The sequence below is a fragment of the Erythrobacter sp. S267 genome (genome assembly GCF_057365045.1).
Window position 1 is genome coordinate 524,394 of record NZ_CP200298.1, and the last position, 20,940, is coordinate 545,333.

Annotated in this window: 23 protein-coding genes and 1 tRNA gene; 13 read left to right on the forward strand and 11 right to left on the reverse strand. The window is 58.7% G+C overall.

The window, feature by feature from the left end:
- Nucleotides 1-6 precede the first annotated feature (6 nt).
- From AC0V6X_RS02305 to AC0V6X_RS02315, 3 genes are all read right to left on the reverse strand, one after another.
- On the reverse strand, nucleotides 7-948 hold the full coding sequence (locus tag AC0V6X_RS02305; RefSeq protein ID WP_486182979.1) for a DUF481 domain-containing protein: 942 nt from the start codon (nucleotides 946-948) through the stop codon (nucleotides 7-9).
- 14 nt (nucleotides 949-962) lie between these two features.
- Nucleotides 963-1,472, reverse strand: a complete 510-nt coding sequence (locus tag AC0V6X_RS02310) for a DUF1993 domain-containing protein (RefSeq protein WP_486182980.1) — start codon at nucleotides 1,470-1,472, stop codon at nucleotides 963-965.
- Nucleotides 1,473-1,553: 81 nt separating this feature from the next.
- Complete coding sequence (locus tag AC0V6X_RS02315; RefSeq protein WP_486182981.1) at nucleotides 1,554-2,249, reverse strand: GcrA family cell cycle regulator; 696 nt, start codon at nucleotides 2,247-2,249, stop codon at nucleotides 1,554-1,556.
- Between the two features lie 95 nt (nucleotides 2,250-2,344).
- Here AC0V6X_RS02315 and AC0V6X_RS02320 point away from each other — a divergent pair, with 95 nt between their 5' ends.
- Nucleotides 2,345-3,187, forward strand: a complete 843-nt coding sequence (locus AC0V6X_RS02320) for an ABC transporter permease (RefSeq protein WP_486182982.1) — start codon at nucleotides 2,345-2,347, stop codon at nucleotides 3,185-3,187.
- 3 nt (nucleotides 3,188-3,190) lie between these two features.
- Here the strand turns inward: AC0V6X_RS02320 and AC0V6X_RS02325 are convergent, their stop codons facing one another.
- Nucleotides 3,191-3,775, reverse strand: a complete 585-nt coding sequence (locus AC0V6X_RS02325) for a hypothetical protein (RefSeq protein WP_486182983.1) — start codon at nucleotides 3,773-3,775, stop codon at nucleotides 3,191-3,193.
- 60 nt (nucleotides 3,776-3,835) lie between these two features.
- The gene (gene hspQ / locus AC0V6X_RS02330; protein ID WP_486182984.1) at nucleotides 3,836-4,216 is read right to left on the reverse strand and encodes a heat shock protein HspQ; all 381 of its coding nucleotides are present in this window, start codon (nucleotides 4,214-4,216) and stop codon (nucleotides 3,836-3,838) included.
- A 221-nt stretch (nucleotides 4,217-4,437) separates the two neighbouring features.
- Between hspQ and AC0V6X_RS02335 the strand changes: the two genes are divergently transcribed.
- Nucleotides 4,438-4,527: transfer RNA gene (locus AC0V6X_RS02335), tRNA-Ser, on the forward strand.
- 385 nt (nucleotides 4,528-4,912) lie between these two features.
- Here the strand turns inward: AC0V6X_RS02335 and AC0V6X_RS02340 are convergent.
- Genes AC0V6X_RS02340 through AC0V6X_RS02355 form a run of 4 tightly spaced genes read right to left on the reverse strand, consistent with a single transcriptional unit; the run spans nucleotide 4,913 to nucleotide 7,005 of the window.
- On the reverse strand, nucleotides 4,913-6,499 hold the full coding sequence (locus tag AC0V6X_RS02340; RefSeq protein WP_486182985.1) for a recombinase family protein: 1,587 nt from the start codon (nucleotides 6,497-6,499) through the stop codon (nucleotides 4,913-4,915).
- Entirely contained in the window at nucleotides 6,499-6,705 is a 207-nt protein-coding gene (locus tag AC0V6X_RS02345) for a DUF2924 domain-containing protein (protein WP_486182986.1), read from the reverse strand. Before AC0V6X_RS02345 ends, AC0V6X_RS02340 begins: the two co-directional genes overlap by 1 nt.
- Nucleotides 6,614-6,874 (reverse strand): DUF2924 domain-containing protein, encoded by a 261-nt coding sequence (locus tag AC0V6X_RS02350; protein WP_486182987.1) that lies wholly within the window; start codon nucleotides 6,872-6,874, stop codon nucleotides 6,614-6,616. The genes AC0V6X_RS02345 and AC0V6X_RS02350 overlap by 92 nt, the downstream gene beginning before the upstream one ends.
- Nucleotides 6,871-7,005, reverse strand: coding sequence for a DUF3489 domain-containing protein (locus AC0V6X_RS02355; RefSeq protein ID WP_486182988.1), 135 nt, complete (start codon nucleotides 7,003-7,005; stop codon nucleotides 6,871-6,873). The genes AC0V6X_RS02350 and AC0V6X_RS02355 overlap by 4 nt, the downstream gene beginning before the upstream one ends.
- 261 nt (nucleotides 7,006-7,266) lie before the next feature.
- Between AC0V6X_RS02355 and AC0V6X_RS02360 the strand changes: the two genes are divergently transcribed.
- Entirely contained in the window at nucleotides 7,267-8,661 is a 1,395-nt protein-coding gene (locus AC0V6X_RS02360; protein ID WP_486182989.1) for a site-specific DNA-methyltransferase, read from the forward strand.
- A 97-nt stretch (nucleotides 8,662-8,758) separates the two neighbouring features.
- On the opposite strand, the gene AC0V6X_RS02365 is transcribed toward AC0V6X_RS02360, so the two are convergent.
- A complete protein-coding gene (locus AC0V6X_RS02365; protein ID WP_486182990.1) occupies nucleotides 8,759-9,523 on the reverse strand; it encodes a DUF2189 domain-containing protein in 765 nt (254 codons plus the stop codon).
- 52 nt (nucleotides 9,524-9,575) lie between these two features.
- Nucleotides 9,576-10,262 (reverse strand): OmpW/AlkL family protein, encoded by a 687-nt coding sequence (locus AC0V6X_RS02370; protein ID WP_486182991.1) that lies wholly within the window; start codon nucleotides 10,260-10,262, stop codon nucleotides 9,576-9,578.
- 189 nt (nucleotides 10,263-10,451) lie between these two features.
- Between AC0V6X_RS02370 and AC0V6X_RS02375 the strand changes: the two genes are divergently transcribed.
- From AC0V6X_RS02375 to hemN, 10 genes are all read left to right on the forward strand, one after another.
- A complete protein-coding gene (locus AC0V6X_RS02375; RefSeq protein ID WP_486182992.1) occupies nucleotides 10,452-11,150 on the forward strand; it encodes a helix-turn-helix domain-containing protein in 699 nt (232 codons plus the stop codon).
- Nucleotides 11,151-11,408: 258 nt separating this feature from the next.
- Nucleotides 11,409-13,076: a cytochrome-c oxidase, cbb3-type subunit I gene (ccoN, locus tag AC0V6X_RS02380; protein WP_486182993.1), complete on the forward strand. Its 1,668-nt coding sequence runs from the start codon at nucleotides 11,409-11,411 to the stop codon at nucleotides 13,074-13,076.
- 12 nt (nucleotides 13,077-13,088) lie between these two features.
- Nucleotides 13,089-13,856: a cytochrome-c oxidase, cbb3-type subunit II gene (gene ccoO, locus AC0V6X_RS02385; RefSeq protein WP_486182994.1), complete on the forward strand. Its 768-nt coding sequence runs from the start codon at nucleotides 13,089-13,091 to the stop codon at nucleotides 13,854-13,856.
- Entirely contained in the window at nucleotides 13,853-14,014 is a 162-nt protein-coding gene (locus tag AC0V6X_RS02390) for a cbb3-type cytochrome oxidase subunit 3 (RefSeq protein ID WP_486182995.1), read from the forward strand. Before ccoO ends, AC0V6X_RS02390 begins: the two co-directional genes overlap by 4 nt.
- Nucleotides 14,007-14,951 (forward strand): cytochrome-c oxidase, cbb3-type subunit III, encoded by a 945-nt coding sequence (gene ccoP, locus AC0V6X_RS02395; protein WP_486182996.1) that lies wholly within the window; start codon nucleotides 14,007-14,009, stop codon nucleotides 14,949-14,951. Before AC0V6X_RS02390 ends, ccoP begins: the two co-directional genes overlap by 8 nt.
- Nucleotides 14,905-16,479, forward strand: a complete 1,575-nt coding sequence (gene ccoG / locus AC0V6X_RS02400) for a cytochrome c oxidase accessory protein CcoG (RefSeq protein ID WP_486182997.1) — start codon at nucleotides 14,905-14,907, stop codon at nucleotides 16,477-16,479. The genes ccoP and ccoG overlap by 47 nt, the downstream gene beginning before the upstream one ends.
- Nucleotide 16,480: 1 nt before the next feature.
- Nucleotides 16,481-16,948: a FixH family protein gene (locus tag AC0V6X_RS02405; RefSeq protein WP_486182998.1), complete on the forward strand. Its 468-nt coding sequence runs from the start codon at nucleotides 16,481-16,483 to the stop codon at nucleotides 16,946-16,948.
- On the forward strand, nucleotides 16,949-19,102 hold the full coding sequence (locus tag AC0V6X_RS02410) for a heavy metal translocating P-type ATPase (protein WP_486182999.1): 2,154 nt from the start codon (nucleotides 16,949-16,951) through the stop codon (nucleotides 19,100-19,102). It begins immediately after the preceding gene.
- Nucleotides 19,099-19,251, forward strand: coding sequence for a cbb3-type cytochrome oxidase assembly protein CcoS (gene ccoS, locus AC0V6X_RS02415; protein WP_486183000.1), 153 nt, complete (start codon nucleotides 19,099-19,101; stop codon nucleotides 19,249-19,251). Before AC0V6X_RS02410 ends, ccoS begins: the two co-directional genes overlap by 4 nt.
- A 319-nt stretch (nucleotides 19,252-19,570) precedes the next feature.
- Nucleotides 19,571-20,881, forward strand: coding sequence for an oxygen-independent coproporphyrinogen III oxidase (hemN, locus tag AC0V6X_RS02420; RefSeq protein WP_486183001.1), 1,311 nt, complete (start codon nucleotides 19,571-19,573; stop codon nucleotides 20,879-20,881).
- Nucleotides 20,882-20,940: the final 59 nt, after the last annotated feature.

The following is a 20,940-nucleotide window of genomic DNA, read 5'->3' on the forward strand; positions in this document are numbered from 1 at the left end:
AGGCGCTTAGAAGTCGTAGATGATCGTGAAGCGGCTGAGCGTGTCGGTCTTGACTGCGCCCAGCGGCGGATCGGTGTCGTGCTCGACCGAGTAGGACAGGCGCACAGAGACATTGTCGGCAATCCCGGCTTGGAGGCCGGTGTCGGAGATGATGGTGCTGCTTTCGGTCTCGAGAAAAGCGGTCACATCCTGCGTGAAGGCGATGTTGTCGCTGATCTGCCAGTCGAAATCGGCGCTGACTAGCCCAGAGAGGTTGCTGGTTGAGGTGCCATCGGTGAAATCGGTCTGACGATAGGCTGGGCCGGCTTGGGCTGACAGCGTCATGCTCTCATTCTCGATCACCTGCCAGCCTAGACCTCCAGAGACGGAATAGCGCGCTGAGAAACCCTGAAACCGGTCGCGTTCATACTGTGCCAGGGCAAACAGGAACAGATTATCTGTGATGTCGATATTGGGTTCGTAGGCGGCTAGGAATTGCTCACGCGTGGTAACGCCATTGCTGCGCTGGAAATCTGCCCGCGCGCGCAATTTGTGGCGCCAATTGATGCCGGTGCGGGTGAGCGCAAGTGAGCCGGTGACGCCGGTGTTGCTCGAATTGCCGGTAGAGTTGAACGCGCCCAGTTCTCCGCGCCCGCTCCATCCTTCCAAGAGGCCCTGACTGCGGATTGCGGCTTCCTCAGCGGCAGCTTGCGCTTCCGCATCGGCTGCAAGCTTGGCTTCAACCCGGGTGCGATAGGCAGACATGATCGCGTTCAATTCGTCCGAATTGCCGGGGAACGTCTCATCCGCCAGGTCGATGATCACCGCCATAGCTTCAATGTCGTCAGCTTCTTGCGCCTTGGCGATCATGGCCTGCACTGCCTCGGGCAATTCGGCATGAGCGGCAGTGGGCAGGCCCACAAGCAACGAGGCCGCGAAAGCGGCGTTCAAAGTCGTCAGTTTTGGCAAATTTCTACTCCCGATCAGCCGCCTGTGAAGTCGCGTTTGCCCAAGGCTAGGCCCTTCATGCGCAGGATGTCGTAAAAGGTTGTTGCGTGAAAATAGAAGTTGGGTTGGTTGAAAGAGAGCAGGAAGCGCTGCGCTGGCATATCCAGCAGCCGCTTGCCGCCCAGCACGAAATGGATCGTGTCGCCGGCCATGGCTTCCAAAGCTTCCGGATCAACCGCGTCGAGCTTTGCCTGCGCGTCATCCACCATCTCGCGCATCGCGTCCCAATCCTTGGGTAGGTCAGTGAAATCGGGTGAGAATTCGCCAGTTTTGTACAGCTCCAGCGCAAAGCCTGAATGGACCCAAGCCGCGCGCACATGCCAAGGCAGCGTCCACATCGTTTCAGCCAGAGTGGCCTCGTAAAGCTCGCTCGCATCCATGCCGGTGTCTGCGCAATGGGCCTCGGCCTTGTCGATGATCCCACGCATCCCGCCCAGGATTTGCTTGGCGGTGGGGACGAAAGCTTCGTGGAGTGTCAGTGGCATTGTGTCTCTCCGTGTTGTGAAAAGGCCCGGCAGCTTGGGAGCGACCGGGCCTTTTGGCTATTTGCTTCAGCGAACGCCCCTTTAGCGTACTCGCGGCCCGCCAAAGGGCAGGGGCGGTGGGGGACGGCGTGCGCCGCGGGGGAGCTGAGCCTGATAGGCACGCCCGCAATGTTCAACACAATAGGGGAAGCCGGGGTTCACTGGCTTGCCGCAAAAGTGAAAGTCCGGCTCACCCGGATGGCCCATCGGCCAGCGGCAGACCTTGTCCGACAGGTCGAGCAAGCTGGTCTTGTCCGCGATCTCTGGGCTGGGCTTGGCAGGCACCAGACGGCGTGGCGGGGCAGGGGGGATCGGCGCTTGCTGATCGCCCGGACCCTGACGCAGAAAGCCGCCGGGGCCGACGGACACGATCTTGGGCAGATCGGGCGTCGGGTTGGGGACGGGCTGAGAATTGCCATCCTTGGCTGAAGCGGCTGTCGCAGGCTTGGCCTTGGCCGCAGGCTCAGCCGCTTTGACAGGCGCCTTGGCGGCGGGTTTCGCTGCGGGCTTGCTCGCTGCCTTTTTGGTCGTCGTAGTCTTTGCCGCAGGTTTCTTGGTCGCAGCCTTCTTGTCCTTCGCCTTCACCGGCGAGGGGCGCGATTTCAGACCCAGTCGGTGCGCCTTGCCGATCACGGCATTGCGGCTGACCCCGCCCAGTTCTTCAGCGATTTGGCTGGCGGTCGATCCGCCTTCCCACATCTTTTTGAGCGTTGCGATACGCTCGTCAGTCCAACTCATAACCTATCCGTTCTTTGCCCGCCTTGCTGCCTTCCACCAGCCAAACCTTCGCGCTGCTTGTCACATCGGACGAGAAGCCTTAGGCGGCTGAGCCCATGGCAGACGAGCTTTCAACAAAACCCAATTTTCCCCAGCGCGGCGTTCCGGTGATTTCCGGGATCAACCGAATTGGGTTGCTTGCCCTCTATATGAAGGAGGTGCGACGGTTTCTCAAGGTCCAGACGCAGACGATTTGGGCTCCAGCCGTCACAACTTTGCTGTTTTTGGTGATTTTCACTGTCGCTTTGGGCCGTGGAGGCCGCGAAGTGCTGGGTGTGGAGTTCGCAAGCTTCGTCGCGCCCGGTCTGATCGTGATGGGAATGATGCAAAACGCCTTTGCAAATTCCTCCTTCTCGCTGCTTGGCGGAAAGATCCAGGGGACGATCATCGATTACCTGATGCCGCCACTTTCTTCCGGAGAGCTGATGGCCGGGATCGTCGGAGCAGCTGTCACGCGCGCGGTGCTAGTCGGGGGCGCTGTGGCGCTTGCGATGGTGCTGTGGCCGGGCGTTTCGATGAACATCGAGCACGCCTGGGCGGTCATCTGGTTCGGCCTGATGGGGTCGGCAATGCTCGCGCTGATCGGCCTTGCAACGTCGATTTGGGCAGAGAAGTTTGATCACAATGCGGCGATCAGCAATTTCGTTGTCGCGCCGCTATCGCTTTTGTCAGGCACTTTCTACGTCATCGACAATCTGGCCCCGGCCTTTCAGGCGGTGAGCCGACTGAACCCGTTCTTCTACGTGATCTCTGGCTTCCGCTATGGATTCCTGGGACAGAGCGATATTGGCGATAGCGGCGCGGTTGTTGCAGCGGCAATTGGCATTGGCGTATTCAACATTGTCATCGCGCTGATTGTCTACGCGCTGCTGCGCAAGGGCTGGAAGCTGAAGAGCTGACCTTTAGGCGCTGAGCGCCTCGACCGCGCGGTTGGCGGCCATGATGTCGGCAACGCGGCCAAGGTCGAAGCTTTCTGTGTGCTTGTCCCCGTCGCTATCCGTGCCCACACGCACCGATAGTTTCAGCGATCCTGTGCCATCTGGACTTTCGTTGCGCACCCATTCGCCAATCCGCTCTGCCGGGACCGATTTTACCGTGAGGCTGCGCCCAAGCGTGATTTGCAACACGCGCTGATTGGTCACGGCGAACAGCACGCGCCCCCTGAAGAAGATCGAGGCAAAGGGCATCGCCATCATCCCAAAGCCTATGAGCACAAAAGGCAGTCCAAACAGTGGGAAGGCCCAAGCGAGGATGCCTGCGTCATTCTTCTCGATAGAGCCGATACCGGCAGCTGCCATAATGGTCCAGAACAGCGCAAAGGCGGTCCAGGGAATGGCAAAGGCATAGATCCCAAAATGGGTCCACTCGACCCGGGCAAGCTTCATGCCTGACCATTGCACACGCTCACCCACGCGCAATTCGCGCGAAAGAGCAAGGTCAAGACGTTGCCGAAGCGACCCGTGCTGATGGGAGAGCCGTGTTGCCATAGGGTTTTCCTACGACAACAACCTTATCAATCCGTGAGTGTGGCGATTAGCTGTTCTAAATCAATGGGTTAGAGATCGCCGCATGCGATAGCGGCCATCCTTGAACTGTTCGAACAATTGCGGGACGGTGGGATGATCGACCGGACCGCCGACTGCGTCAGAGACCAGATTGCCCTGGCTGACATAGGCGACATAGCTCGATTCCTCATTCTCCGCGAGGAGGTGATAGAACGGCTGATCGCGCGGCGGGCGCATGTCTTCTGGGATGGATTCGTACCATTCCTCGCTATTGGCGAAGACCGGATCGACATCGAACACCACACCGCGAAAGTCGAGCAGGCGGTGGCGGACCACTTCGCCAATACCGAAGCGGCTGCGGGTTTGGCGGGGAGCATTGATGGTGCGCCCGGCCTGGCTGGAGAAGAAGTGCGCGCGTTCCATAGTCACTCGAATATGGACCTGTTCCTCTCCAAAACAAGCGGTTTGGGGACGGGCGTCCCAAGATATGCCCGAATTTCGGAGCGCCACAGGTCCAATCAGCTGCGCAAGGGGGCTTGGCAAGCGAGGACCCTTGCGCTAACCGGCGCGCTTCCAATGACCAGCCACCACGCCTATGAGCGTAGTGGCAGTGAGTTTAGCGTCAAAGCTGCTCGCAGGAATGCGGAGAGATGCCGGAGTGGTCGAACGGGGCGGTCTCGAAAACCGTTGTGCTCTCACGAGTACCCAGGGTTCGAATCCCTGTCTCTCCGCCACCCACTCCCAGCACTAGTCTCTGGTTTCAGGGGGCTTCGCAACCTGCTGAGAACCGGCGCTTATTCAGGCTCAATCCGTAACGCCCGCATCATTCGGACAGTCTCTGGGCGCGATTCAGGGCCCGATTGCAGCCCTCGTCTCTTGGCTAGCGAACATCGGTTCGGTTTCCCTGTTAAACAGGGAAAGAACAGGGAAATTTGTAGATTTGAGGCCCATAACAGATGGTTTCGAGCTAAGCTGGGCCATGTCGCTCGGATAAATCGCCCACTTTCCAGTATGTTATGTACTCAGATTCGGCGTTTCCCTGTTCTTCGCCGGAACAGGGAATTTGTTTGCCCAGAACAGGGACTTTAATCACCGATATCAGGGTATTTGATCGCCGGATCAGGGAGCGCTCGGATCTGCAAAACCCAACGCTTTGCGCTGCTTCGACCAAGCCAACGGTATCGCTATCTTCTTGAGCGCCTCGAGGTTGAGGTGGAGCGGCTGGCGACCATCGAAGATCGCACGCTGAATGTCGGGTGCGAGAAACGCTAACCGAAGGATATTGCGATCGTAGGGTGAGCTTGGCGCGGTCTTAATGAGTGGCATCCCGCGTTCGTTTCGCAGCATCCAGTGCGCCTTGCGCAGGGCGGTGATCAATACGAGATCAGGCTGCGGCGGTCGTGAAGTGGCCGAGACAATCTGTTGCTTGCTCCCGCGCGATGCGAACAGGATCGGTAGCAGCACCGTCAGCCTGTCTCCAATGCGATCAAGGATAATCTCATCTTCTGCGAGCCTTGCCACGATGCTTGTGGCCGGCGTTCTATCGATCGTGATTTGCAGGCCTTGCTCGCTGAGGCGGGCTGATCGGATGATCGAAAGTGGATCTTCGATCTTGTGCACCCATCGTCCAATTGCATTGATGAGAACCTGCTCAATTTCGGGCGCCGACACACGCTGCAAATGATCGGCATCGGCGGTTCGAGTACCCTGTTGGAGCGAGGCCGACACATAATAGCGATAGGACTTGCCTGACTTGCCGCGCGATATGGTCGGGCTCATCGGCCCGCCGGTGCAATCGAATAGCTTGCCGACAAGCGGCGCGCGAATGGTGCGTTGGGCAGCCTTTGTCTTGTGTCTCCTCACCTGTGCATCGAGCTTTGTTTGTACCCGCCCGAACAACTCGGTGCTGATGATGGCTTTATGCTCACCGTCATGCACCTCGCCCTTGTGCGTGATCTGGCCGAGATAGATACGGTTGCGAAGCATATGAGACAGCGCCCCGCGGCTGAACGGCTTGCCGCCGATGGTGCGCCCCTTGGCAGTGATGCGCTGCTTTGAAACGATACCGCATGATCTGAGGTCATGAACCAGGGCATGGACCGAGCCAGGCTCAAGGTAGCACTTGAAGATGTAGCGGACGCTGTCGGCTTCGATGTTGTTGACCCGGAGCTTGCGGGTGCCTTCGCTCGGCGCATCATACCCCAAGGGTAAGTTGCCGCCCATCCACATGCCCTTGGCTTTTGAGGCTGCAATCTTGTCGCGGATGCGCTCGCCTGTGACCTCACGTTCGAACTGCGCAAAAGAGAGCAGGACATTGAGCATAAGCTTGCCCATGGATCCGGTGGTGTTGAACGACTGGGTGACCGAGACAAAGCTGCAGTCGTTCTGCTCGAAGATCTCGACGATAAGCGCAAAGTCCGCAAGGCTGCGGGTGAGCCGATCGATCTTGTAGACAACCACGATGTCGACCGTCCCTGCTTCGATGTCAGCGAGCAGCCCCTTTAATCCCGGCCGCTCAGTGTTCCCGCCTGAGAACCCGCCGTCATCGTAGCGGTTCGGCATTGCTTCCCAGCGCTCGCAGGCCTGGCTCAGGACATAGGCCTCACAGGCTTCGCGCTTTGCATCGAGGCTGTTGAAGGACTGGTCGAGGCCTTCCTCGGACGACTTGCGGGTGTAGATCGCGCAGCGCTTGACCTTGCCCTCCATCAACTGTCTCGCAAGCCGAAGAACCGCGGGCCATTCCAGCGGGAACCGGCGATTGCGGTCGCAGCGGCGGAGAGGCTGGGAAACACCTCGTCCTCCCACCGGAACCCCTTCTCCTCATCCACCACAGTGACCTCGCGACCCTTCCAGATGCTTGCCTTCAGGTTGGACAGGACCAGATCGAGCGAGAGCCTTGCGGGTATCAGCATCCAGCCCGCCCACGGCCTGCGCCTGGACGCGCCATGCCACGAGCTGCCGCATGATCGGCTCTGAACGCAGAGGTGGAGGGGCGCCGTAGCGTTCCGTCCAGAAGCTGCGCAGTCCATCGAGTTCGAGCTCCTCGATCTGGGCAACCAGGTGTTCAACCCGGCCGGTCATTGTGTGGCCTCGATCCGGTAGCGGCGCGTGCCCTTGGTCTTCTCTGATGCAATCATGTGACCGCGCTTCTTGAGTGCGGCTGCCATTGCGCTGCGTACTGAGTGCTGCTGCCATCCTGTGGCCTTGGCCATCTCTTAGATAGTCGCGCCGTTCTTGCGCCCGAGGAGCTTCTCAAGCGTATCGAGCTTGGTTGCTGGCGCTCTCGTAGTTGGGCTGGTCATGTCTGTCTCCGGTTGACCCGGCGGCCAAAATGGTCGCCGTCACCGAGACCAGCCCGAGAAGCCGGGCGCGAGTGACACAGATGCTCGGATCGGGGCGGAAGTCCAGTCGACACTCGCCGATCCCCGTAATCCACAGGCGGATGTCGAAAAATAATCCGCAGACCCCTCCGAATGCCACTTTGGGCATGGTCTGTTCACTATATAACCAAATCCACTCCCAAGGCATCCTCTCATGCCAATCGCGCGCTCGAAGTGGTCTACAGGCCGCTGACTGAGCTCCTCCCCGACCCTCGCAACGCAAGGACCCATTCGAAACGCCAGATCGAACAGATCATTGCTTCAATCGAGGCGTTCGGGTTCACTAATCCCATTCTCGCAGATCCGGAAGGCAATCTGACCGCAGGCCATGGTCGCTTGCGGGCCGCCAAAAACATTGGCCTCGAAAAGGTCCCGGTGATCACGCTTGATGGTCTGAGCGAAGCGCAGAAAAAGGCGCTCCGGCTTGCCGACAATAAGATCGCGCTCAATGCAGCTTGGGACAGCGAGATCCTCAAGCTTGAGCTTGCCGACCTGGCATTGCCGGAGGTCGAGATCGATCTTGGTCTAACTGGCTTTAGTCCCGGTGAGATCGATGTGGTCTTGGCTGAAAGCAATGATCCGGATGATGAGGTCATCCCGCCCATGCCAAAAAGCCCACGTGTGCAGTTCGGTGATATCTGGCAGCTTGGCGAGCATCGCATAGGATGTGGTGACGGGCGCGATTTCGCGTTCCTGAAGCGCATCATCGGCGAGAATGAATCCATCGACTGCGCATTCCTCGATCCACCTTACAACGTAAAGATCAACGGCCATGCCAATGCCAAGGGCCGCCACCGCGAGTTCGCAATGGCCTCGGGCGAGATGAGCGAGGCTGAGTTCCGCGCGTTCCTAGCTGACACCTTGGGGGCGTGTGCCACAGTCTCGCGCGATGGTGCGGTCCACTTTGTCTGCATGGACTGGCGTCATATGGACGATGTAACCGCATCGGTTGAGGATGTTTATGACGAGTTCCTCAACATCTGCGTGTGGAACAAGAGCAATGCCGGGATGGGATCGCTCTATCGCTCCAAGCACGAAATGGTGTTCGTCTATCGTGTTGGCAACGCTGCCCACACCAACAATGTTGAGCTGGGTAAACACGGTCGCAACCGCACGAATGTCTGGGATTATCCAAGCGTGAACTCGATGAAGGGATCGCGCGGCGAGGATCTGACGTTACATCCCACGGTCAAACCGGTCTCCATGGTTGCCGATGCCTACAAGGATATCACCAAACTGGGCGAGCTTGTGCTCGACATCTTCCTCGGCTCGGGCATCAGCCTGATCGCCGCTGAACGTGTGGGGCGGCGGTTCCGCGGTCTCGATATCGATCCTGCTTACGTTGATCTTGGGCCCGTACGTCAATCAACTGCATTCGCAAATCGAGTGTGGCGATCGAGATCGCTCTCGCTTTTGGCAATGAGGAGAGTTCGTCTTAGGGGCAGCAGTTGGGTCGTTTGTGGACTGTCCGCTTCTGGCAATTCATAAATGGAAAGCAGACCTTCCGCTATCGGCCCAAAATCGGATGCAAACTGGCACCGCGATCACGCACACTGATTGAACGAGGTCTGACCTCTGCCGTCCCTTAGGTGCGGCTCCGACGATACAAATGCCAGGTCGCATGCCCAAGGACAGGCAGCACCGCCAGAAGGCCAAGAAACCCCGGTATCATGGCTGCAAACAACAAGCCGCCAATCACAATCGCCCAAGCAAGCATCACGGCAAAGTTGCGGCGAACAAGCGAGAAACTTGTGAAGATCGCGGTGAGGACGTCCACTTTCTGGTCCACTAGCATGGGTAAGCTAAAGACGGTGGCCGCGAAAAAAACAAACGCGATGACAGCGCCAAACACCCCCCCTACGCCTAGCATTACGAGGCCAGCTGGGGTTACGAGAAAGGCGAGCGATTTAGATCCAGCGCCTGCGCTAACAATGGCGATAGAAGAGATGGCATGGGCAACAATCACCCAAAAGCCGCACGCCACAAAAATGATGACGCCCATGCTCAAAATCTGCTCATCCCCGCGACCGCGTACAGCGCCAAGGATTCGAGACCACAGCAGTGGCAAGCCCAACTCGCGCCGACGACTGACCTCGTATAGGCCCACGGCTGTGAAGGGAGCGATGAGAGGAAATCCCGCAATCGCGGGGATCCCCCAAGTGTATTGACCAAGAGCAATCAAAACGTAAGCGAGACCAAGCCCACCCACGACGAAAATGCTAGCAAAGAACAATCCGAACAGCGGGGCAAAACGAAAATCATCCCACCCCGCGATCAGTGCAAGCCGTAAGTCATCGACTGTGAGCTTTTTCTCCGTCCTTTTTGGGTCGTCGGCCAAACTCTCTTGCAAGTCCCTCTCCTTAAAGGGACGGCCCACCAATCAGAACCGTCCCGTCCGCGCGTTAAAAGCGAAAAGACACGCCAGCGCTTACAACCCATGGATCAAGCTTGTGGTCTGTCTCAAGCACCAGCGTATTGCCCGCACTCACCTGCAGAGTGGTGTCTATAAAATAGCGCTTGGCATCAAGTGTCACTCCAAATCCACTATCACCGATGGGCACGTCAACGCCGGCTTGCAGCACGAAGCCAAACTCATCCGACAGATCCGCATCGGTCGCGCCTAACGGAATGATACCTGCACCTTCACTATCCTTTAGCCAGATAAAATAGGCACCGCCTGCCCCAACATAGGGTTTCACTCCGCCCACATCGAAGTGCGCTTTTGCAGTGACGGTCGCGGGCAAAAGAAGGGCGTTCGAGACCACTTCGGTGCCGGCAGGCAGGCCGGACACGGCGTCGACATCATGCTGCGTGGTGCCAGCGATGGTCTCGATCGAGAAGTTGTCGGCGACAAAATATTCAATCGCGATTGTCGGCACGAAGTTGTCGTTTGCTGCAGTATCAGTGCCAGCAGGAAGGCCCACCGCGTCGGTCACGACTGTTTCGATCCCGCCATCAGGCGCAACGAGCGTACCGACAACTTTGAGCTGAAAATCGCCCGCTTCATATCCGCTGGATTCCTGCGCAAGGGCTGGTGAGCTTATGAGGACTGCTGCGATTGATCCCATACTAAGCAGTATCTTTTTCATTTCCTTTTCTTCCATGACAGCAGCGGCCACCCGTCGCGGCCCAGGGTTTTTGCTGTCGAGGTCGAAATAGAGCCGCGAAAAATTGCCAGCATTGATTCAGATCAATGTGGAAGTCTCCATATCACCTCAAACGGGAGAGGCTTTCTGGCGATCGTTGCCAGAGCCACACTTATGTAGAGGCTCCGTGCCATGACCTTTCCTGACCTGTTTGAACGATTTGCTACCAAGGTCTTACCCCTCAATGTGAGCGATGCGACTCATCTCAAGTTCCAATCGGTCGCCCGCTATGCAAGCGCGCGTGCAGGGGATGCGCCATTCAAAGGTAATGGCTCAGATCAAATCATTTTTGTCGCGCGTGGCAGCACCAAGTTGGTCGCACAAGCCTCACAAGGGCGAGAGCAAATTGTCGCCTTCAACTTTGAAGGGGACCTGGTGTCGGTCCCGGCAAGGGGTGCGCATGCCTACTCCCTGATCGCTCTGGAGGATTGTGAGCTCATCTATTTCCCTGCCGACAAGTTCTTTCAATTGGCGCAGGAAGAGGCGCTAATGATCTCCGATATGTTGGAGCGCGCGCTGAAGGCGCTTGCCCGGTGCCGCGAGAAGACAATCTCGCTCGGCCGCAAAACTGCAGGCGAGCGCATCGCGAGCTTCTTTATCAGCATGGAGGAGCGCATCGGTTTCCACTCGGACGATGGCATTGCTTTAGACCTGCCCATGTCCCGGCGCGACATCGCTGATAGTCTAGGTCTCACCATCGAAACGGTCAGCCGCCAATTGACCGAATTGCGAAGCGAAGACGTGATTGAAACACCGGGCCGATCGCGGGTGCTCTTAAGAAATCTGTCTAGGTTGAGGGAGCGGGCTGGCCATGTGCAGGAAGCCGCCTGATTAAATTTTAAAATTTGATGCAGATCAATGAAATCGCTGAAAGTGTATGCCAATTTGTGTCAACTTGAATGGACAGTTTTGCGCCACATGGACGGGAATACGGCGCGCTGTCTGAACCGATTGTCTGAGCAACCTGACAGTTTGAATGGGCCGATTGGGGCAAAAGTGACCAGAAATTCTGCGGCACTTTGATTTGAGTCAAATACGGGATCGATCTGCGGCTTCATTGGTGCCTCAGATCAACAAGGGATCGAAATCATGGAATCTGTACTCGGACGGTTCGCGCTATGGGCCATTGTGCTGTTAGCTGCGATTGCGGCGATGGCGGGCGCACAAGACGCTGGCTTTGCCGTGCATATGGGGATCATCGCATTGGTCGCCTTCATTGTGATCATTGCCACTTTGCGCAGCTATGATCCGCTGGCGAGCGCGCAAGGCCTCTTCAAGATGCCCACAGGCCCGGAAAAGTACGACGATGACGTCGTGCGCTGGGGTGTGATTGCGACGATGTTCTGGGGTCTGGCGGGATTGCTCGCCGGGCTTTTCATCGCGTTGCAACTGACCTTCCCGGTTCTGAACCTTGAGCCCTATCTCACCTTTGGCCGCGTTCGCCCGCTGCACACCAGCGCGGTGATCTTCGCCTTTGGCGGCAACGCTCTGCTCGCAACCAGCTTCTACGTCGTCCAGCGCACCTGTCGCACGCAGTTGGCCCTGCCAAGCGTGGCGCGGTTCGTGTTCTGGGGATACCAGCTGTTCATCGTTCTCGCGGCAACCGGCTATCTGCTGGGTGTCACTCAGTCGAAGGAATATGCAGAGCCTGAATGGTATGTCGATCTGTGGCTGACCATTGTCTGGCTTGCCTATCTGGCAGTATTTGTGGCCACTCTGCTGAAGCGCAAAGAGCCCCATATCTACGTCGCCAACTGGTTCTTCCTCGCCTTCATCATCACAGTCGCCATGCTGCATGTGGTCAACAACCTGTCGATGCCGGTGAGCCTGCTGGGATCGCGCAGCTACTCTGCCTTTGCAGGGGTGCAGGATGCACTGACTCAGTGGTGGTATGGCCACAATGCGGTCGGCTTCTTCCTGACCGCGGGCTTCCTGGCGATGATGTATTACTTCGTGCCCAAGCAAGCGGGACGCCCGGTCTATTCTTACCGGTTGAGCATCATCCACTTCTGGTCGCTGATCTTCCTCTACATTTGGGCAGGCCCGCACCACTTGCACTACACCGCTCTGCCCGACTGGGCGCAGACGCTGGGCATGGTGTTCTCGATTATGCTGTGGATGCCCAGCTGGGGCGGGATGATCAACGGGTTGATGACGCTGAACGGCGCATGGGACAAGGTCCGCACCGATCCGATCATTCGCATGATGGTCATGGCGCTCGCCTTCTACGGGATGAGCACCTTTGAAGGCCCAATGCTGTCGATCAAGGCGGTGAACTCGCTGTCGCACTACACCGACTGGACCATCGGCCACGTCCATTCCGGCGCACTGGGATGGAACGGCATGATCACCTTTGCCTGTGTCTATTACCTTGTTCCCAAGCTGTGGAAGAAGGAGCGTCTGTACTCGCTGCGGATGATCAACTGGCACTTCTGGCTCGCAACGCTCGGCATCGTTTTTTACGCCGCCAGCATGTGGGTCGCCGGGATCACCCAAGGTCTGATGTGGCGCGAATATGGCTCCGACGGATATCTGGTGAACAGCTTCGTCGACACCGTCACCGCGCTGCACCCGATGTATCTGATGCGTGCCTTTGGCGGCCTGCTCTACCTCTCTGGCGCGATCATCATGACCTACAACATCTGGATGACCATTGCCGGGAAGGTGCGCAACGAAGCGCCCATGGGCGACATGTCTTACGACGAGGAGGCGGACCGCCCGCTTCCTTCAAACCCCCAACCACAACCCGCAGAATAAGGAGCCCAGCAGATGAGCAATTCCTCACCAAATCAGGGCGCTTTCGAGGGCCACAAGAAAATTGAAAAGAACGTCACCCTGCTGGCCGCCGGCACGCTGGTGGTGGTCGCGATTGGCGGGATCGTAGAGATCGCCCCGCTCTTCTGGATCGACAACACAATCGAGGAAGTAGAAGGCATGCGTCCTTACACTCCGCTCGAGCAAGCGGGCCGCGACATCTATATTCGGGAAGGGTGCTACACCTGTCACAGCCAGATGATCCGCCCGTTCCGCGACGAGGTTGAGCGTTATGGCCATTACAGCCTCGCGGCTGAGAGCATGTATGACCACCCGTTCCAATGGGGTTCCAAACGTACAGGGCCGGATCTGGCGCGCGTGGGCGGGCGCTATTCGGATGACTGGCACGTTCAGCACTTGAAAGACCCGCGCAGTGTGGTGCCGCAGAGCATCATGCCGAGCTACTCTTTCTTGGCGGAGACCAAGCTCAAAATCTCGGACATCTCCGCACACCTCACCGCGCTCCAGCGCGTCGGCGTACCCTACAGCGATGTTGATATCGAGATGGCGGAGAATGACCTCTTCGCTCAAGCCGATCCGATGCGCGATCCGGGCGATCTGGAGGAGCGGTATCCCAAGGCGCAAATCCGCGATTACGATGGCGATCCCGAGACCGTGACGGAGATGGATGCGCTGGTCGCCTATCTCCAGATGCTTGGCACTCTGGTTGATGTCGACAGCGCGGCCGCCCAGGCGGTTCTGGCAGAGGAGAGCGGCCGATGACCTTTTACGAAACCCTTCGCCACTTCGCCGACAGCTATTGGCTGGTCATGATTTTCGGCCTCTATCTGCTGCTGTGCGGATGGAGCTTCCTGCCTCGCTCACGCGACAGTGTGGAGCGCGCCAAACATTCAATTTTCGAAGGTGACGATCATGCCTGAGAACAACCGTATTGATGAGCCCACGGGCACCGAATTTGTCGGCCATGAATGGGACGGAATTGAAGAGCTCAACACTCCGCTGCCGCGTTGGTGGCTGTGGACCTTCTATGCGACGGTCGCATGGTCGGTCGTCTATGTCGTGCTCTATCCGGCCTGGCCGCTGATCTCTCAGGCGACCGAAGGCACGCTGGGCTGGTCCAGCCGCGGAGAGCTGAATGCAGAGATGACCGCCGCTGAGCAAGCGCGCGCTGGCACCTTTGCGCAGATTGCGGCGACCGATCTTGATGACCTTGCCAACAATCCAGAGCTGCTGAACCAAGCCATCGCTGGCGGCGCTTCGGCGTTCAAGCAGCACTGCGTCCAGTGCCATGGCGCGGGCGCGGCTGGGTATGAGCAATATGGCTATCCCAACCTAAACGATGATGACTGGCTGTGGGGCGGATCGCTCGCCGATATTGAGTATACGCTTACCCATGGCGTTCGTTGGGAGGGATCGGATCAGACCCGCATCACCTTCATGCCAGCCTTTGACGGCATCTTCTCTGATGGAGAGGTCGACGCGCTGGTCGCTCATGTCCAGTCCCTGAGTGGAGAGGGATCGAGCAGCGCCGCTGGCGCTCAACTCTACACTGACAATTGCGCCGCCTGCCACCAGCCCGCCGGCGAAGGCGACCGGGCGCAGGGCGCGCCTGCCTTGAACGATGCGATCTGGCTCTATGGCGACAGCGAGGCGAGCATTCGTCAGCAAATCCTCGCCCCGCGCCACGGCGTCATGCCGGGATGGAGCGACAAGCTCGATCCGGTCACGATCAAGATGCTGAGCATCTATGTCCACTCTCGTGGTGGCGGCGAGGCGGCAGAGGTGGAGGGGCCCGCTGAGGAAACTCCAGATGAAGTCGCTTCTTCAACCGAGGTCGGAGACGATGAGCGAGGCTGATCTCAAGCCAGCCTCCAAAGGAGAAAAGCGCGATTGGGGCGCGGCGCTGAACACGCATCAGCCCGACCCCATCGCGGCCAAGCGGCTCGACAATGCGCCGCCTCCGGTGAAGCTCTATGAGAAACGCAAGGCAGTCCATAACAAACGAATCGACGGGCCCTTCCGGCGTTTCAAATGGCTGATTATGCTGGTCACCTTGGCTGTCTATTACGTCACGCCCTGGATCCGCTGGGATCGCGGTCCCTATGCGCCCGATCAAGCGGTGCTGATCGACCTTGCCGGGCGACGCTTCTACATGTTCGATATCGAGATCTGGCCGCACGAATTCTACTTCGTTGCAGGGCTCTTGATCATGGCAGGCATTGGCCTGTTCCTCGTCACCAGCGCCGTAGGCCGGGCATGGTGCGGTTATGCCTGTCCGCAAACCGTTTGGACCGATGTCTTCCAGCACGTCGACCGCTTTTTCGACGGCGACCGCAATGCCCGCATCCGGCTCGACAAGGCGCCGTGGGGCGTCTCTAAAACCACTCGGCGTTTGAGCAAATGGGCCGTCTATCTCCTCATCGCCTTTTGGACCGGCGGGGCGTGGATCATGTATTTCGCCGATGCCCCCACCCTGACCTACCAGTTCTGGCGCGGAGAGGCTCCGTTTGTGGCCTACGCGACCGTCGCGATCCTGACCGGCACGACCTTCTGGCTCGGCGGATTTATGCGTGAGCAAGTGTGCATCTATATGTGCCCCTGGCCGCGCATTCAGGCGGCGATGCTCGATGAAAAATCGCTGATCGTCACCTACAAGGACTGGCGCGGGGAAAAGCGCGGCAGCATCAAGAAAGCCGCCAAGAACCCGGAGGCTTACGGTGACTGCGTCGACTGCCTCCAATGCGTTGCGGTCTGCCCCACCGGCATCGACATTCGCGAAGGCCAGCAAGTCGGCTGCATCACTTGCGGGTTGTGCATCGACGCCTGCGACCGGGTGATGAAGGATGTGGGGCGCCCCCGCGGCCTCATCGACTACGCAACGCTCGAACAATGCGAGGCGGAGGCGGCGGGCGCTGCTCCAACCCCCGCATGGAAAGCTCCCTTACGCCCGCGCACTTTCATCTATTTCGGCATTTGGGGAGCTATCGGCGTTGCGATGCTGTTCGCGCTCGGCACACGCTCGCACACTGACATCACCGTCTCGCCTGATCGCAATCCGCCCTACATGCTGATGAAGGACGGTTCAGTGCGCAATTCCTACACGTTGCGCCTGCGCAATATGGAGGCTCGTCCGCGCGATATGGAGATCGCTCTGGTCGGCTTGCCGGATGGCGCGGCCATGTGGACCGACCGGATTGGGCGGGAGAGCGCGGCGAGCTCTCAGACCGTCTTAGTCCCCGCAGACGAAACCCGCATTGTTCGCACCTATGTCGTCGTTCCTGATGGCTCGGATGTGGACGGCTTCACCTTCCAAGTGACCTCGCTCGACGAACAGCGCGAGCAAGACAGCGCCGAAACCACCTTTGCCTCTCCCGGAGATGATTGAGATGACGCATGAGACAACCAGGCAAGCACCTAGCAAATTCACAGGACGCCATATGGCCGGTGTGCTCATCATCGGCTTTGGCATTGTGGCAGCCGTCAACTTCTACATGGCGAGCCGCGCGGTCGGTGGCTTTCACGGGATTGTGGTCGAGAACTCCTATGTCGCCAGCCAGAATTTCAACGGCTGGCTGGAAGCTGCCGAGGCTTCGAAAGCGTTGGGGTGGAACGCCTCGGCCGCGCGTGATGAAGCAGGCCTTGTGACGATCACGACGCTGGACGTGCCTGATGGCGCTACAGTGAGCGCCGAGCTGCGGCGCCCGATTGGAGAGCATGCCTTTGCAAGCCTATCGTTCTCACCCGGCGAAGATGGCACTTTCGTCTCTACCAGCGCGGTTGACGCAGGCCGATGGATCATGCGCCTCACCATCACTTCTGGCGAAGACATCTGGATGAGTGAAAGCGAGCTTTAAGTGAACGCACCCACCGCCCTTGCTGCACCAGAGCTGACCGCAACGCGCTTTACCGTGCCCGGCATCAAATGCGCAGGCTGCATAGCGAAGATCGAACGCGAGCTCGCAAAGGTCGAAGGTATCGCCAGCGCGCGCGTCAATTTCTCCGCCAAGCGCGTCGCGATTGAGCACGCGCCACGGATCGACGAAGCGGCCCTGACACAGGCGTTAGAGCAGCTCGGGTTTGAAGCGCAGGCGGTTGAGGAAAACCCGCTTGGCGCTGACGACAATGAGCGCACGCAGCTGGTCCGCGCGATGGGCGTGGCGGGCTTTGGCATGATGAACATCATGCTCCTGTCGATCAGCATATGGTCTGGGGCAGAAGGAACAACGCGTGAGCTCTTCCATTGGCTTTCCGCCCTCATCGCACTTCCCGTTATCGCCTATTCCGGAAGACCCTTCTTCGCCTCGGCCCTGATGGCTTTGAAGCATGGGCGCACCAATATGGATGTGCCTATTTCTATCGGTGTGCTGCTCGCAACCGCGCTTAGCGTCTATGAAACCGCAACCGGCGGCGTTCACGCCTATTTTGAGAGCGCTGTGATGCTGCTCTTCTTCCTTCTTGCAGGGCGCACACTTGATGCTGTGATGCGCGACAAGACCCGGGCAGGGATTGGAGCACTGCTGGGGCGGATGGGCAAATCGGCCAAAGTCATCGGTGCAGATGGCGCCACTCGCACCGTTGCCGCAGCGGACCTTGAACCTGGCATGATCACGCTTGTCGCGGCGGGCGAGGCTTTGGCCGCCGATGGTGAGATCATCGAGGGCACGAGCGCCATCGACAACTCCATGCTGACGGGCGAGAGCCTGCCTGAGCCTGTCACAGTCGGGAGCCATGTTCTCGCCGGCGCAATCAACCTTGCAGCCCCCATTCGCGTGCGTTTGACCGCAACAGCCGAAGACACCGCTATCGCCGACATCGCCCGGCTGATGGACGAAGCGGGCCAATCGCGCAGCTCCTATGTCCGCATCGCCGACCGGGCGAGCCGCGCCTATGCGCCTGTGGTGCACAGCCTCGCTGCGCTTGCCTTTGTGGGTTGGATGATCGCAGGCGCTGGCTGGCACCAATCGCTCGTCATCGCCATCGCGGTGCTCATTATCACGTGCCCCTGCGCCATGGGTCTTGCCGTGCCCACCGCTCAGGTCGTTGCTTCAGGTGCGCTCCTCAAACGTGGGCTTCTCGTGAAAGACGGTAGCGCCCTCGAACGCCTTGCAGAATGCGATGCGGCGCTGATGGACAAGACCGGCACGGTGACCGTGGGCGAAGCTGTGCCGCAAATTATAGGGCTCAGTGCAACGCAGCAATCCATTGCCCTTGCGCTCGCCCAGTCGAGCGCGCATCCCTTGAGCAAGGGCCTTGCGAGCCGCCTGCGTGCCAATGGCGTCGAACCAGCCGCGCTTACCGATATCACCGAAGTGCCCGGCGAAGGCATACACGCGCTTTGGGACGGGCAAAGCGTGACCCTTGGTCGTCCTGCAACAGGTGCAGATCAGGCTCCGGATCAGACCCCAGATCAGGCTGGGCCAACCGGCCTCACCAGCTCGCTTAGTATCGGCAATGAGGCCCAGACCATCACCTTCCATGATCCGCTTCGCAGCGATGCACGCGAGACCCTGGAGGCAATACGCGAGCTCGGGATGGAAGCATCGCTCCTTTCCGGCGATCGCAGCGCCGCCGTAGAGACCGTCGCTAAAACGCTCGGCATCCGCGGCTATGGCGATGCGAGCCCCAAAGACAAGTTGGATACGCTTGCAAAACTCAAAGACGCAGGCCGAATGCCTTTGATGGTCGGTGATGGTCTGAACGATGGCCCTGCCTTGGCCGCAGCCCACGCCTCGATCGCGCCGGGCACGGCAAGCGATGCCAGCAAACAGGCGGCTGATGCCGTGTTTCTTGGCGAGAAGCTGATGCCTGTCGCGCTCGCGATCAAAGCCGCTCGCGCCACCATGCGCGTGGTGCGTCAGAACTTTGGCTTTTCCATCGCATATAACGTCCTCGCCGTGCCGCTTGCCCTCTTTGGCTACGTCACCCCGCTTATCGCTGCCATCGCCATGTCAGTGAGCAGCCTTGTGGTGGTCGCCAACTCCTTGCGCCTGAACGGAGCTACCAAATGACAATTCTCATGTTCCTTATTCCCATTGCCCTTGGCATGGGCGCAGCTGGCCTTATCGCCTTCTTTTGGGCGATGAAATCGGGGCAGTACGAGGACATGGAAGGCGCTGCTGCGCGCATTCTCATCGATGAGGAAGGGGATGAGCTGTGATCAAAGCGCTTCTTGGGATCGCCGCCCTTGTACCGATGGTGACGGGGCCGCTTCCACACGAAGAGAAATCGCTCCTTGTTGAGCTGTGCGGCGGTGGGCAGACCAGCATTCCGCTGGGTGATAACAACCCCATGAAGGACCACCCCTGCGATCCCCAAGCATGCCATGCAGGCACCTGTCGGGAGAAGAGCAAAGGGAGCAATTTGATCTAACGCAAAGACGCCGCATTGGCTTGGTCCCATAGCTCTGTTTCGGCATTGCTCCCTCCGTTCCTGCGAGGGCAAATGCCGGATCCAAACGATGATGGAGCGATCCCAAGATGTGGCCCTATTACCCGGAACTTCTCGAAACCCCTGTCCCGCGCTACACAAGCTACCCCACAGCTGCCGACTTTAGCGAGTTACCTCCCAGAGCGCTGGAGACGCAGATCGAGCAGACCACAGGCGATATCTCGCTCTATGTGCACATCCCCTTCTGTGAGAAAATCTGTTTCTATTGTGGCTGCAACACTGCGGCGAGTGGAAAGCGCCAGCGGGTGGAGAGTTATCTGAGTGCGCTCCATACGCAGATCCAGGCGGTCGCTAAACTCCTCCCGCGCGAGGCGGGTGTGCGCCGCATCGCCTTTGGTGGGGGCAGCCCCAATGCGATCCTGCCATCGGAGTTTATCGAGCTTGTCGATTCGCTGAACCGCAATTTCTGGCTGCATGAGACCGAATGGTCGATAGAGATCGATCCGCGCACGATGACGGGCGATTGGTCAGAGGCTATTGGCGAGGCTGGCATCTCCCGGGCAAGCCTTGGCGTGCAAACGTTCGCTGCGCACTGCCAGAAAGCGATTGGCCGCGAGCAGGGTGATGGAGTGATTTGCAGGACTATTGACTGGTTGCGCAGCGCGGGCGTGTCATCGCTTAACTTCGACCTTATGTACGGCCTGCCCTTCCAAACTCAGGAAGACCTTGCCGATACACTAGAATACGCAAAGTTGCTGGAGGCGGATCGGATCGCCCTATTTGGCTATGCCCACGTGCCGCATCTAATCCCGCGTCAAAAGGTGATTGATGGGGCTGCACTGCCCGGCAAGGATGTGCGTTTTGCAATGGCCCGGCAAGGCTTCGAATATCTTACTGCGCAGGGCTATCAGGCGGTTGGCTTTGACCACTTTGCGCGTCCGAAAGACCCCTTGGCCGTGGCCGCACGCGCGGGTGCCCTTAACCGCAATTTCCAAGGGTTCACAGATGACCCATCGCCTGTTTTACTTGGCTTGGGGGCCTCGGCGATCAATATCTTCCCCGATCTGATCGCTCAAAACGAGAAGAACTCGGGCCGCTATCGGATGCTTTCATCACAAGGCCTTTTGAGCGCGTATGAAGGAATCGTGCGCAGCCCCAAGGACCAGATGATCGACGAGGTTATCATGGGCCTGCTATGCAAGAATGCAGCAAAGCTGAGCCCATGCCTTTTGGCCGAACAGCGCGATCACCTATTGCCTTTCATCGCGCGTGATTTAGCCCGGCTTGAAGGCCTGACTTTGATCGTAACCCCCGAAGGCCTGCCATACGCTCGAACCATCGCGAGTGTGTTCGACACTTACCGGCAAGAGGCGACACAGCGTTTCAGCTCCGCTATTTAGCGTCGTTTCCATCACTATGTTTGTTCGGTGAACCCATATTGAGAACAAAGCGCCATAAC